We start from the raw sequence: 14203 nt of genomic DNA, 5'->3' as shown, positions 1-14203 counted from the left end.
CATATTTCTGCGGAAGACCAATTAAAACTCCATCATCTTGGATTTTAACCCCAGTATCTTTATGAGCAAATAAAAAAGAACTATAAAATATCGATAATACTATCAAAGTTAACCGCATTCTAAAAACACCTAATAATTTAGTCTACGACATTTGTCGTTTTACAAACCGAAAAATGTCTTTATATTACAATGATTTTATCCTAGCTATAAAATAAACAACTGTAAACAGTTAGTTAGGTTCGCCTTACCTTTTCTAAATGTAGCAAAACCCCAAAATGGTGGAGATCAGTAATATCAGACAAATCGTTGTTTAGTTATACAGCTTGATTATTAGTTAAAAGGTTATATTTTAAATATCTGTGTTTAAACCAATAACGCGTACACCCCATAACCCTTAGACTTGTAACTCGTTATTACTTATAAAAGTAGTTAAAAATCACAATCCACTTTTATTGAATCCTGTGTATTTTTACTCCATATTAAATACTCTTATTTCTCACTTACATACCTAGAGTGTTGCATGAATGGGTTATGGATCTTAAACCGCGTTAACACCCTACGGTGAATTGACGTATTTAATAGCCTTAAAACGAAGAGGATCAGCAGTTTTAAAATTTGCAATTAATAGCTAATTTTACTAGTTATCCACCTCATAGCGTGTTGTTATATTTATTAGAACGGTAACTCATCACCATTAAAACTATAAAGCTTTCCCGTATTATCAATAGATAAATTCAGAATAACGTTCATAACTCCAAGAGCCGAGTCTACAACATTTTCACTTGCTGTAGAGCCACCCATATCGGTTTGAACCCAACCGGGGTGAACAGCTACCACAGCCACATTATCATTAACAAGTTCTTGTGATAAGTTCACTACTAGCATATTGGCTGCTGCTTTAGACATTCGATAACCATACCAATCCACACTTTGTTCTAGCGACAAAGATCCCATAGCAGAAGAAATAACGGCTATCTTACATAAGCGTTTTTTATTTATTAAAGGTAAAAAGCAATGAGTTAAATATAGTGGTCCAAGTGAATTTACCTTAAAACACATTTCGGCACTAGCATAATTAATAGTATGGATACTTGTGTTTTCTCGATCCAAATATCCCGCATTATTTACTATTAAATCTAATTTAATATTTTCCTCATTAAGTTTACTTGCCAACGTCTTAATTTTTTCAGGGCAAGTGATATCCATTAGTTCAATAGACAATTTATTTGGAAACTTATCTTTCAATGAAACTAGACCAACCGCCGTTTCTAGATTTCTACAGGTAGCAATTACTGTCCATCCATTTATAAGGTATTGTTTGGCTAATTCGAAACCGATTCCCCTATTAGCACCCGTTATTAATACAACTAAGTTATTCATTGTTTATACCTATAAATCTTACAATTTAGTCTACGACATTTGTCACCTAAAAAATGACAAATGTTCTTATATTACAATGGTTTTACCCTAGCTATAAAATAAGTATTTGTAAACAGTTAGTTCAGTCTCAACTTTTCTAAATGTAGCAAAAATCCAAAATGGTGGAGATCAGTAATATCAGGCAAATTGCTGTTTAGTTGCACAGGTTGATTATTAGTTAAGTGGTTATATTTAAATACCTGTGTTTAAACCAATAACGCATTCCCCCTTAAACTTGTAACTCGTTATTACTTATAAAATTAGTTAAAAATCACAATCTACCCCTATTGAATCCTCTGTATTTTTACTTCATATTAAATATTCTTATTTCTCACTTATTATGCTGTTATGTCATTTTTTAAATTTAGCCATGCACTTATCCTCACACTTGCTAGTACCCTACCGCTTACAAGCCATGCTGCGCTTGATAAAAATGAGCGTGAAATAGTAAAACAGGTCGATAAAAATATTCCCCAAGCACTGCAAGAAATAGAGCAAGCCGTAAATATTAATAGCGGGTCGCTTAATATTGAAGGTGTAAAAAAAGTAGGTGCGCTGACAAGCGAGCAGCTCAAAGCCATTGGTTTTAAAGTAGAATGGCTGGATGGCAGTGCGTTTAACCGCGCAGGGCATGTATTAGCAACCCATGAGAGTAATGATCCCGATGCAATAAAAATACTGATGATCGGCCATCTAGATACGGTATTTGCCAAAAACGATAACTTTACTACCTACAAACAACTTGATGCCGATACAGCCAGTGGCCCAGGCGTTGCCGATATGAAAGGCGGTAACACGATAATAATTACCGCACTTAAAAGCTTACAAGCCCTTAATTTACTCGAAAATGTAAGCATAAAAGTATTATTGACTGGCGATGAAGAAAGCAGCGGTCGCCCGCTTAGCTTATCTAAACAAGCTATTGTTGATGCAGCAATTTGGGCTGACGTAGCGCTTGGCTATGAAAATGGCGATAACAACATAAAAACAGCTATGGCGGCGCGCCGTGGTTATACCGGCTGGACGCTAAACGTAACGGCAAATGCAGCGCATTCGTCACAAATATTTAGCGAAAGCGTTGGATATGGCGCTATTTACGAGGCATCACGCATTTTAAATGATTTTAGAGAGCAACTTGCCACGCAACCTAATTTAACATTTAACCCAGGGCTTATTGTGGGTGGTACCAATGCCGACTACGACAGTGCTAATTCGTCAGCAACGGCGTTTGGTAAAAGTAATGTAATAGCACAAACCGTGCATGTAGCAGGTGATTTACGCGCACTTTCGCCAAAGCAATTCGAAAACGCAAAAAGATCAATGCAACTCATTGCTAGCAACAGTTTAAATGGCAGTAAAGCAGAGCTTATTTTTGAAGACGGTTACCCGCCAATGGCATTAACTGATGGCAATAAAAAACTATTAGAATTATACAGCGACGCAAGCCACGATTTAGGCTTAAACAAAGTAGTAGCCGCCAACCCACGCAACGCAGGTGCGGCTGATATTTCGTTTGCGGCAAACCATGTTGATATGGCACTTGATGGTTTAGGTTTGATGGGCAGCGGCGCGCACACTAAAAACGAAATAGCCGATTTAACCAGCCTTGATAAAAACATTAAAAAAACTGCATTACTCATTTATAGATTAGGAAAACTGTAATAGTAAATGTATTTTAAAGATGAGCGTAGGCCAAATAATAACAGTCCTACGCTTGTACTTACTTTTAAGACATTATTTTAAACAATAATTCTCGCACTGTGGCCGGTTCAAACGGTTTATCACAAATAGCATCAACTCCCGCTTGAGCTATATTTGCTAGGTGCGTTTCGTTTGCCTCTGAGCTCACCATTAAAATAGGAATATGTGAGTAACTATTTGAGCTTCTAACGGTTTCTGTTAGTTCTCGTCCGTCCATTTCTGGCATATTGTAGTCGGTTACAATTAAGTCAAACGATTGGTTATTTAAGTGCTCAATAGCTTCTTTACCGTTTTCAGCTTCTATTGGTGCTGGTATTCCCATACCCGCAAGTACGCGTATTATGTGTTTACGCGCAAAGCGGCTGTCGTCTACCACTAAAACTCGCAGCAGCGTTACGTCAAAATGATCAAGTTCTACTTCTTCTTCGCTTATAATATCGAGGGTTGCTTTGAGTGCGCGGGTAATGGCTTTTGCGCTAAAAGGCTTAGGCAAAATAGCCAGCACACCCGATTGGCGTAATTGCTCAAGGTATTTTTTATTACGCTCGCTCGATATAAGCATAAAAGGTTGATGCTCGGTGATAGGGTTTGATCTTATTTCTTGCAATAGTGAATCGGCTGTCCCGTCAGATAAATACATAGAGCTTATAACTAGATCAGGGTGATAACTTGCTAATAAGCTAAGCGCTTGTGTTTGTGTAGATGCAGTTTCAACTTGTTTTACACCACTTTCTAAAAGCGATTTTATTATTATTTTTTGCTGAACCTCTGAAGGCTCTACAAGTAAAATGGACAAGTTTGCTATTGCAGTTAAGTCGCTCATTCAGATCTCTTTAGTATTGTTATAATCAGGATAATAATAACATTTTTAACTCGTTAATATTATATAAAGAGATTGTAATATTTAAGAAAACATTATCAATCCCTTTAAAATATAGCACTTCTTAATTAGATTGAATGTAATCTAATGCATTCATTTTTTTATATGTCACGTTAGCGTGCAAAATATGTGCAGGCTCAGGGTCAACCACTTCAACAGGAATGTCGTAATTTCGGGCTATTTCAATTGCCATTTGCGTAATATTAACGCTAAACGAGGTGCCCATAAATACAATTTTATCGGCGTTGAGCATACGCTGTTGTGCTTCTGTTATTCTGTAAAGCTCGGTGTAGTATTCGTCAAATAATAAAACAAAGGGCTTAAATGAATGGTTTAGCTCAGGCGTTTGGTTTTGAATATTAAATAGCTCAAAGAGAGACTCTTGCAGGCGGCTTTCGTCTACGCTATCCCACGGGGTGGCAAGTGGCGTGACTGGCTCACCTTGCTCATGAAATAAGGTCATTTGATCAAGCCTGCCATGAATAGCAATGTAATTTTTATTACCCGCTTTGCCATCAAGCCCATCTATGTTTTGAGTAATTAGGTTTTTGTCACTTAGCCAATGGTGTACGTCGTTTGGGCCATGGTTGCGATACGTTGCAAAGCGATGGTAATACCATGCTAAAAACTCTTTAGGGGCGTTTTGGTACATTGCGCGCGTTGCCATTTCCATAGGCGTATAATTTTTACTGCCAATGGTCCAATAACCATCCTCCCCTCTAAAGGTGGGAATACCACTGGCTGCGCTGACTCCCGCTCCGGTAATGTAAAGGGTATTCACTTTGGCGCCTCGTAACCGAGTACGTTAGCGCTTACTTGCTGACTGTTATCAATACCGCCAATTCGATATAAAACACCGCTGTGCTCAAGTAAACCACGATGATCCATACTCTTTACTTCAACTGAGGATAAAATCTGCCATTCGTTTTTTTCGATACTAAAGCGCCAAACATGGTCACTTGCTGGTGCAGGTTTGCCGTCGTAGCCTATTGCGCTGTAGTTATATGGGTTATTAGAGCCTGCCATCATATAAATATTGCCATTATAGCTGGTAGCAGCCATTCGATAGTGAGCGCTGCCCGTTGGATGTGGCAACGTACGCCAATCTATTTTTTGTGGGTTAGTTGAATCTATTGTGCCTTTTAAGCACTGTGCTACACCTGCAAACGAGCGACGCGAATCAGGATTAGCTTGTGTTTTAACGCCATCACAAATAACAATGGTATTATCGCTAATTGCAGCAGCTTGGCCAAATACGGGCTCACCTAAAAATGGCGAGGCTTGTTGCCATGTATTATTTTGCGTGTCGTACACTTGCACTAAGTTTACGTTGCCGTCGTTATGCCAACCGCTAATTAGATAAATGTAACGCGCTTTGTAGCTCAGCGCTACGCTATCGTCTACGGGTACTGGCATACTCGCAAGATGAGTGTAGGTATCTTTTATTACGTCGTACTTATATACGTCGGGGCTTGAAACTTCAGTATGATTCTCTGCTACCGTATAGCCGCCAAACACATAGGCGTACTCGCCTAAACCGACTGCGGTGCTTGCTAAGCGCCCTTTTAGTGGCAAGCTTGAAGGCACACCAGTTTTAGATTGCCACTGTGAATCGCCAACTTTAAGCGCCCACACCTTGTTATGCACTGACGAGTATTGTTTATCGCGGCCCAGCCCCATAAAGCTTAAAAAATAGGTTTGGTTTTGTACTGTAACTTTAGCCACAGCATTATTAGCAACTGGCTCTGGTAAAGCGGGAAGGCTTGCTAACGCAAGAGAAAAAAGAAGGTTCATAAGGCAAATAATTTAATAAGAATTAATACGCTCAGATTAAATTATTTTAACCTTGTGAGCCAGTATTGTTATATCTAAATAATCAAACGCTTTTGATTAGTAACCATATTAGTAGGCAATACTAATATGGTTATTAACGTGCGCCGCATTTTGCGCTTCATCAACCATTGCAGTTGCATAATCAGTGACCGATACCTTGCTTTCGCCTGCATCATTCGTAAAAAATGTATTACTGCCGATACGGTAATCGCCTTCATTATCATCTGGACATAATTTGTGGGCAGCCTATTTATCAAGGAACTACCAACAAACTGTTGTAAGAGCATTTATAGGTTTTTTAGCGCAGCACTGGCAAACCGATATTAAAAAATATGTCGGCAAGTAAGGCATTGTAGTTAAGGGCGCTGTGATTATTGTTTAAGCTAAGGTGATAGTTCAGCTTAGTTATTGAGGTAAATAGGTTACGTTATCTAAGCCTCGTTGTTTATTTTTGTACATAGCTTGATCAGCATACTTTATGAGTTCGTGATCTGTTTGGCCGTGCTCGGGGTAATTTGCAATTCCTATACTGGGTGAAATATTTAGTAGTACGTCATCTAACTTAAAGACGGCTTTAAACTCAGTGAGGACTTTATTTTTTATTCTGACGGTTTCGTGGCTAGAACTTAAATTATCTAAAATAATTAAAAATTCGTCTCCGCCTAAACGCCCTACTGTGTCGTAATGCCTTACTGACGCTGAAAGCCTTTTTGCTATAGCGCATAAAAGCTTATCGCCAATTTCGTGTCCGTGAGTATCGTTTACTGCTTTAAAGCCATTTATGTCTATAAACAGTAAAGAAAAAAACGTGTTGTCTCTGGTTGCACTAATAATTACTTTTTCTAATCGATTCATCAATAAAGAACGATTTGGTAGGCCAGTTAACACATCGTGCCGTGCCATATAATGGAGTTGATCTTCCATTACTTTACGTTCAGTTATATCGTGCGCGACAGCGATTCTTACTTGATGTTGCTCTGACCAACGAACAGACCATAATATATGAACTACTTGACCATCTTTTCTCATCCAACGGTTTTCAAAGCGAGGGTTCACCATTTCGCCAGACAACAGCGAAGTTACGGCATTATGCGTTTTATAATGATCACCTTCGTAAACGTAATTAATCATTTTTGTGCCAACAACTTCATCGGCCGTATAACCAAATATTTGCTCAAATGCGGCACTGACAAAAATAAATGTGCCTTGTTTATCTACCACGCATACCGCATCAAGCATTAAATTGAGTACTTCTTCGACATTAATTAATTCATTTTTTTCCATACTTTGGTGCCTTTAAAGCAAAACCAAGCGAATTTAAGTATTCTATATACCTTTAATAAAAGCAAAGGTAATTGAAACTACACTAATAATTAATACAAAGTTAGATTAATCGTGCACGTATAATTAATATCGCCCTGCAAAAGCATGATATGCAAAGTTAAATAATCAATAACCGCAAAATACTTTGAAGTCCTTCAAAAATAGCCTAAATTTTAAATTGTAAATAACCATATAGCTCTCAGTAACTTCTATTTTTTTACTCTTTAATAAATGTACTTGTATAAAATGTATCTACTGTATTTTTTATTGTTTTATTGGCCGTAGTTAAATTTTTAACTACTACAACATTAGTTATTTTGATTTAATCGCATTTATACTTTTACGCTGTTAATGTATGTTAATATTGTGTGATATCACATGTATTACAAAAACAGTCATTGTTTTTGATTTTTTGATTGCGCAGGAGATTTTTGGGTGAAAATATCACAACGTTTATTTTGGCCATTACTTTTTGTGTGCCCTCTTGTAATGGCTGAGCCGTTTGAAGATGAAGACCTCGATCTTGATGCTTTAATGGGTATGGATGTGCAAGCAACTTCTGCGATGAAAAGAGCACAATCAGCATTTGATACCGCTTCATCTATTTATGTATTAAGTAAAGAACAAATTACTAAATCTGGTGCTACATCAGTACCTGAAGCACTAAAAATGGTGCCGGGTTTAATCGTCCGTCAGCTCGATAACAATCAATGGGCTATTTCCTCAAGAGGCATTGCCTCTCGCTTTTCAAGCAAATTATTGGTTATGATTGACGGACAAAGCTTATATACCCCAAAGTTTGCCGCTGTTTATTGGGAAACACTCAACGTTCCTTTGTACGATATTGAACGTATTGAAGTTATACGCGGACAAGGCGGATTACTTTGGGGAAGTAACGCAAATAATGGCGTTATTAATATCATTACTAAAAATAGTATTGATACTCGCGGTGGATACGCAAGTGTAACAACTGGTAATCAAATAAATGTTGATGCTAATCTTCGCTACGGTGGTGATATAAGTAACATAGGCAGCTACCGTGTGTATGGGCACTTAAAAGATGCTAATGAATCAAAAAAAGGGATCTCACTTCCCCCTAATGACACAACCAAACAAAACTCTTTAGGTTTTAGAGCTGACTTTACCCCTAATGATGAGTGGTCTGCGCTACTTCAGGGTGATGTAACTCATTCCACACTTGGCCAAAACTACCGAGGTGTTGTCGATGAAACCAACGAAAACATTTCATTTTCAGATGATTTAAAGCGAACAGACTCGCGCATAATGGCGCGCCTTGAAAACAGAATGTCGCCAGATGCCAATCAAATGCTACAAATTTCTTGGCTTAAACAAAATGGCTCTCAAAATTATATTAAAGAAGACTTTGAATCTATAGATATTGATTATCAAATGAATTTTATATATCAATCTCTACAGTTAGATTGGGGGTTGAACTACCGATACAATTCTATATCTTTCGCAGAAAGTGTATTTTTAGATAGCGATAAAAACTTTGATAGCCTCAAACAATATGGTGCACTTGTTCAAGCTCAATACAATGTGACTCCTGACACTCTCGACTTTATTGTTGGTACTAAGCTTGATCATAACGATTTAACTGGCTGGGAAAATCAACCATCAGCAAGACTTATATACAAACCAGTAGATAACCACCTTACTTGGGGCGCAATATCGCGAAGTGTCCGTACACCAACATTAATTGAATTTAACGACAACTTTAAAGTTAATGGTACAGAAATTAAAGATCTTACCGGTTTAAATTCAGGCTTTGACCAAATAGACGACTACCGAATTGCAACCTACCTAAATGGTAATGACAAAGTTAAATCAGAAAACTATCTATCTTATGAATTAGGCTACCGTTTTACTGCTAACGATTGGTCATTGGATCTTTCTACTTATTATACCGATGCTAAAAACGTAGCGGTTATTGATATGAATACACATGCTGAACAATTCACTCCTATACTTGATTTATTTCTAGCAGGGAGAATTCCAGAAGTATTTCAAGCACTAACAATGACTCGTATAGATTTAGACTTTGCATCTGTAGCAGACACAACCACTAAAGGGTTCGACTTAGTAGTATCATGGCAACCAATTGATAATCTCAATACTGAGTTTGGTTACAGTTACACCGACTATAACTACGATTTACCTCCTAGAGTAGAGCCCGCTATCGGGTATGACTCTAAAAACAGGCAGTTATTTGCAAAAGCCGATTATTCTTTTTTAACCAACCATAACGTGTTTGCGACATTACGAGCAGTAAACTCAAATGCATATAATACTGATAATTACACAACGTTAGATATTAGTTGGAATTGGCAGGCTACTCCTGTGTGGTCTACTGCAGTTTCGGGTAAAAACCTATTTTCAGGTTCACATATTGAGTACAGTAATACGCGCGAAACCTATACATTACCAAACTATATTGATGAATGTATTACGTTTACAATTTCAGCAAATTTCTAAGCTAATTAGATGATTAAATTAAGAAGTCTAATTCACAGAAGCTTAATAGCCTTGGTACTTTTAAGTACCAGCGTTGACGCTGTTGAAAAAGAATACATGCTAAAAGCAGGCTTCTTGTATAACTTTGCACGTTTTGGACACTGGGATTCTCATTTAGAACCCCTTGATCAATTTACTATTTGTAGCCCTGATAAATACTTTATTGATGTGGCTAACACCGCTCTAAAAAATCGCACTATAAAAAAATTACCTTTACATAATAAATTAGTCACTCTTGATGAAGTCACAACATCTGCGTGTAACATGCTATTTATCACCTCAGATACATTTGCTCAGTGGCAAAACATAACTCCTTTAGATCTAAAAAATATTATGGTCATTGGTGAAACAGACTCATTTATTGAAAATGGCGGCCATATCAGATTCTTTCTTTCCAGTGGTAAAATTCGCTTTGAAATTGCACCACAACAGCTTAAAGATGCAGGCATTACTATGAGTTCAAAAGTACTACGACTTGCACGCGTTGTAGATAGGTAATGCAATGAAAAAACTATTTGCATTAAATACAATGAGCAAAAAATTATTATTCATCTTAATGAGTGTCGCACTTGTATCAACCGCTACAGTAACCATTGTATTTAGTGCTTATGAAATCACCAGCGCTAAAGAAGAACAAATAGAAAGCCTGGGGTCGCTGTCTAAAATGCTTTCACCCAATATAACTGCTGCACTTATGTTTAATGATATAGATGCAGTACAAGAGCTTATAAACCCAATACTTATACGCTCAGATGTTATTAGTATAATGGTAACGAGTATGACTGGTGAACAACTTGTTATTGCTCAAGCCGAAAATGAAGAAATAGAACAAAGCATTGAGGTTAATACCCCCCTTCAGCTCGATATGCATGATTATGGCGTATTAAAAATACGCGCTAACAACAGTTACATTCAAGACAGAATCACTTTTTACTTTAAATTTATAATGATTTTGATGGTCTTTACCTTTGCTATCAGCCTCATTTTATCCCTTTTGCTAAGGCGCCGCTTTTTAAACCCTATTTTATATTTAGCACAAACAGCAAATAAAATAACAACGTCACATGATTATAGTTTACGCGCTAAACAACTATCACAAGATGAAGTCGGACAGTTAACTTCTTGTTTTAACGACATGCTATACAACATTGAGCAAAGAGAAAGCTCATTAGAAAACCAAGTTAGGCTTCGTACTAATGAACTTGAAAATGCAAATATTCAGTTGCAACAATATGCTTACCAAGACGGGTTAACCGATTTACCAAATAGACGGTATTTTTACGAGAAACTACAAAGCTTAGTAAGTATTAAGGGAATGGAATTCGCACTTATATTTATAGATTTAGATGGTTTTAAAGAAGTAAACGACAGCCTTGGACATGACTACGGTGATTTATTATTACACCAGGTAGCAACGAGGCTGCAAAGCTGTATAACAACAAAAGATACAGTAGCACGCTTAGGTGGAGACGAATTTACATTAATTTTAGAGGGTGTAAGTAGCCCTGATGAAGCATCAAAAATTGCCGAAGCTGTAAAAAGTAGTTTAATGCAGAGCATTAAAATAAAAAAAGAAACAGTCTATGTTACCGCAAGCATAGGTTTAACGTTTTTCCCTGCTGATGGTTTAACAGTAGAAGAGCTCGTTAGACGTGCTGATCAAGCGATGTATTTATCTAAAAATAAAGGGCGGAATCGCTATGAGTTTTTCTCCTATGCTATCGAAGAAAAAGCCACAGAAAAGCGTCGCCTGATAGAAGAGATACGCACTGCAATTGTAAAAAACCAATTTGAATTATATTACCAACCTATATTTTCAATTGATGGGAAATCAGTACCTAAAGCTGAAGCCCTTATTCGTTGGAACCACCCTGAACGAGGCCTAATAGGGCCTAATGAATTTATACCTGTTGCTGAAAAAAACGGATTGATAAACGATATCGGCCAATGGGTAAAATCTCAAGCAATTCAAGATACTGTCCAATTCAATGTTTTAAGTGAAAAGACAATTCAAGTCAGTGTAAATACATCACCTCTTGAAATTGACCGCGCTGGTTGCTGGGTGGATGAATGGATTGTTGCAAGTAAAAAGTACCAACTACCCGCTAACACTATTTTAATTGAAGTCACTGAAAATACCTTAATGGATCCAGATTCGTCAATACAGCGACAATTAAAACGCTTAAGCACTATTAATATAGACATAGCGATTGACGACTTTGGTGTTGGTTATTCTTCTTTGGCGTATCTACAGCGCTTAGATATAGATATTTTAAAAATAGATCGCTCATTTATAAGCGATATTGAATCAAACGATAATAGTATTGCTCTCGTGAAGGCTATTATCACTATGGCTCACAACCTAGATGTAATGGTGGTAGCGGAAGGTGTTGAAACAGAAAAACAGTATGATCTATTAAAGCAGCTTGCTTGCGATTATATTCAAGGCTACATTTTTTCAAAGGCAATTTCTAAAAAAGAATTTATAAAAAAGTATATAAAACAAAAAAAAGTGCTCTGATTTATGTCTATTGTGCTGGATTTTAGCAATTCAACACAGAACACCTCTTTACTCTTGCGTTAAAAATTCATGTATTTAAAGCTCAATCCCAAGCTATAACCAGCGAGGGACTAGTTGTTTATACTCTTTATATTGTGTTGAAAAGCGATGAGCTAAATGAGCTTCTTCAACTAACGTCTGTCTATATATAGCTATAAAACCAATAACCAAACAGGTCAAACTAAATATACTAGGTAAGGCTAAAAAGAAACCCACCTGTGCAGCTACAACACCTAAATACATCGGATTCCTAGAGTATTCATATAGTCCTGATGTTTTAAGCTCATGCGGTCCCTTAGGATCAATTCCTGAACGCCAAAGTGCTGCCATATGAAAATGTACAAACATCGTCAAAATAAAACCTGCACTCAATAAAATATCGCCAAATAATACACCTGGCCAGCCATTGAGAATTGGAAATAGCCCAAGGTAGCTATCTAACTCAGGTACAAACACTCTAATTACACATACAAACCAAATAGCAGCCCTGAAAAACTTAAAAACCATATGGTTCCACCAACTAGTACAAAACTTATCTCCGGGATAAATAACGCCTGATGGTGTGTCTCTATTTTTATAAATAATTCTAAATGTATAAAACCCCGCAACAAAAGTATAAAAAACAGCTAAGTAAATACGTGTAAATTCAACTAGCGAAGTAGAGTCATCTAAAAATGTTTCATAGGGCATCTAGTTACAGCTCACAATCATTATTGGTAGTAATTTTAAAACAACTAACTCAATAAATTTTAGTTATAAGGTCATGAAATTATATTAGTATTCATTGCCTCCATAAACAAGTTAAGTCAGAGGTTTGTTAACGAGTAATCATTAACTCATACCATTAATTTAAAATAACTTTGATTTATGAGGATCTCATACTTTTTATATAATACCAATCTGCTTATATATTTGAATTGATATTATTCACTCATATTTTTACATTCTATATATGCAAAAAAAACGACTATTTCGGTTAGGACTTTCTTTAATTTGAAGCTTTGTACAGTGCAATAGTACCCTCAGCGTTAGGAAGTCACAGTGAAAGACGACACTCGCATCGGCGATGCCACTTTAACTCGTTAAATTAAGTAGATTATTCATTGAGAGACGCTTCGCCATAGCGGATTACCTGAATCACTTTTCTAAAAATGTAAAAAGCGCAGCTCGTTAGGTTCGGGAGCTCTACAACTTAATGCTTGTGTGATGTCATGATACCTTCAGCGGTGGAGAGTCATAGTGAAAATACTGCGCACTCATCGTAGAGCGTAGGTTTTTATAATTTTAACAGCAGGAGTCGCTTTGCTCACCCGCCCTGCGTGTTGATGTGAGTGTGTGTTAATTGAGCGCATTTCACTTTTCTGCAGACGTAAAAAAGCCCGAATCGTTAGATTCGGGCTTTCTACAATTTGAAGCCTGGTGATGTCATAGTGCCCACAGCAGTAGAAAGTTACGTAGCAAATGCTAATTTATTGGCCGACTGGGGTATTGAGGGTTTTTGTTGTGATTTTAACGTCGGGAGTCGCTGCGCTACGTGATGGTGTAGATGTGAGTGTGTGTTAATTGCGCGTATTTCACTTTTCTACAGACGTAAAAAAGCCCGAATCGTTAGATTCGGGCTTTCTACAATTTGAAGCCTGGTAATGTCCTACTTTCACATAGCAAATGCTACACTATCATCGGCGCTGTTTCGTTTCACTACTGAGTTCGGCATGGAGTCAGGTGGGTCCAAAACGCTATTGTCACCAAGCAAATTTGGGCGTTAATCCGTATCGCTACGCACTAACTGAATTTGGAAAATATCTGATAATATTTTTTAAGTCTTTCAGTAAATATCTACTTTAGTCATATTAACTTCTGTCTAAACTGTCGCATAAAACGCGTTTGGCGTTGTATGGTTAAGCCTCACGGGTAATTAGTACAAGTTAGCTTAATGGCTCACACCACTTCCA

General features: G+C 37.1%; 10 protein-coding genes and 1 rRNA gene. 4 read left to right on the top strand and 7 right to left on the bottom strand.

The genetic code is table 11. The features are described 5' to 3' along the window. Window positions 1-672: 672 nt before the first annotated feature. On the bottom strand, window positions 673-1380 hold the full coding sequence (locus I6F43_RS19905) for an SDR family oxidoreductase (RefSeq protein ID WP_197103750.1): 708 nt from the start codon (window positions 1378-1380) through the stop codon (window positions 673-675). A 387-nt stretch (window positions 1381-1767) separates the two neighbouring features. On the opposite strand from I6F43_RS19905, the gene I6F43_RS19900 reads away from it, so the two are divergent. Further along, a complete protein-coding gene (locus tag I6F43_RS19900; protein ID WP_197103748.1) occupies window positions 1768-3081 on the top strand; it encodes a M20/M25/M40 family metallo-hydrolase in 1314 nt (437 codons plus the stop codon). Between the two features lie 64 nt (window positions 3082-3145). Here the strand turns inward: I6F43_RS19900 and I6F43_RS19895 are convergent, their stop codons facing one another. From I6F43_RS19895 to I6F43_RS19880, 4 genes are all read right to left on the bottom strand, one after another. After that, window positions 3146-3943 (bottom strand): response regulator transcription factor, encoded by a 798-nt coding sequence (locus I6F43_RS19895; protein WP_101162887.1) that lies wholly within the window; start codon window positions 3941-3943, stop codon window positions 3146-3148. A gap of 121 nt (window positions 3944-4064) precedes the next feature. After that, on the bottom strand, window positions 4065-4781 hold the full coding sequence (locus tag I6F43_RS19890; protein ID WP_197103746.1) for an SIR2 family NAD-dependent protein deacylase: 717 nt from the start codon (window positions 4779-4781) through the stop codon (window positions 4065-4067). Continuing rightward, window positions 4778-5794, bottom strand: coding sequence for a Kelch repeat-containing protein (locus I6F43_RS19885; protein WP_197103744.1), 1017 nt, complete (start codon window positions 5792-5794; stop codon window positions 4778-4780). The genes I6F43_RS19890 and I6F43_RS19885 overlap by 4 nt, the downstream gene beginning before the upstream one ends. A 444-nt stretch (window positions 5795-6238) precedes the next feature. Further along, the gene (locus I6F43_RS19880) at window positions 6239-7117 is read right to left on the bottom strand and encodes a sensor domain-containing diguanylate cyclase (RefSeq protein WP_024592868.1); all 879 of its coding nucleotides are present in this window, start codon (window positions 7115-7117) and stop codon (window positions 6239-6241) included. 474 nt (window positions 7118-7591) lie between these two features. Between I6F43_RS19880 and I6F43_RS19875 the strand changes: the two genes are divergently transcribed. From I6F43_RS19875 to I6F43_RS19865, 3 genes are read left to right on the top strand one after another with little or no spacing between them, the layout of a single operon-like run. After that, window positions 7592-9652: a TonB-dependent receptor plug domain-containing protein gene (locus I6F43_RS19875; protein ID WP_197103742.1), complete on the top strand. Its 2061-nt coding sequence runs from the start codon at window positions 7592-7594 to the stop codon at window positions 9650-9652. Window positions 9653-9661: 9 nt separating this feature from the next. Continuing rightward, window positions 9662-10189, top strand: coding sequence for a YfiR family protein (locus I6F43_RS19870; RefSeq protein ID WP_010553524.1), 528 nt, complete (start codon window positions 9662-9664; stop codon window positions 10187-10189). Window positions 10190-10193: 4 nt separating this feature from the next. Then, window positions 10194-12212: a putative bifunctional diguanylate cyclase/phosphodiesterase gene (locus tag I6F43_RS19865; protein WP_197103740.1), complete on the top strand. Its 2019-nt coding sequence runs from the start codon at window positions 10194-10196 to the stop codon at window positions 12210-12212. Between the two features lie 93 nt (window positions 12213-12305). On the opposite strand, the gene I6F43_RS19860 is transcribed toward I6F43_RS19865, so the two are convergent. Together I6F43_RS19860 and rrf are read right to left on the bottom strand one after the other, a co-directional pair. After that, entirely contained in the window at window positions 12306-12941 is a 636-nt protein-coding gene (locus I6F43_RS19860; protein WP_165723059.1) for a methyltransferase family protein, read from the bottom strand. Between the two features lie 945 nt (window positions 12942-13886). Beyond that, window positions 13887-14001, bottom strand: a 5S ribosomal RNA gene (gene rrf, locus I6F43_RS19855). Window positions 14002-14203: the final 202 nt, after the last annotated feature.

The organism is Pseudoalteromonas sp. NZS71_1 (genome assembly GCF_015864305.1).
GTDB lineage: Bacteria > Pseudomonadota > Gammaproteobacteria > Enterobacterales > Alteromonadaceae > Pseudoalteromonas > Pseudoalteromonas arctica.
This window is presented reverse-complemented; position numbering and strand designations above follow the sequence as displayed.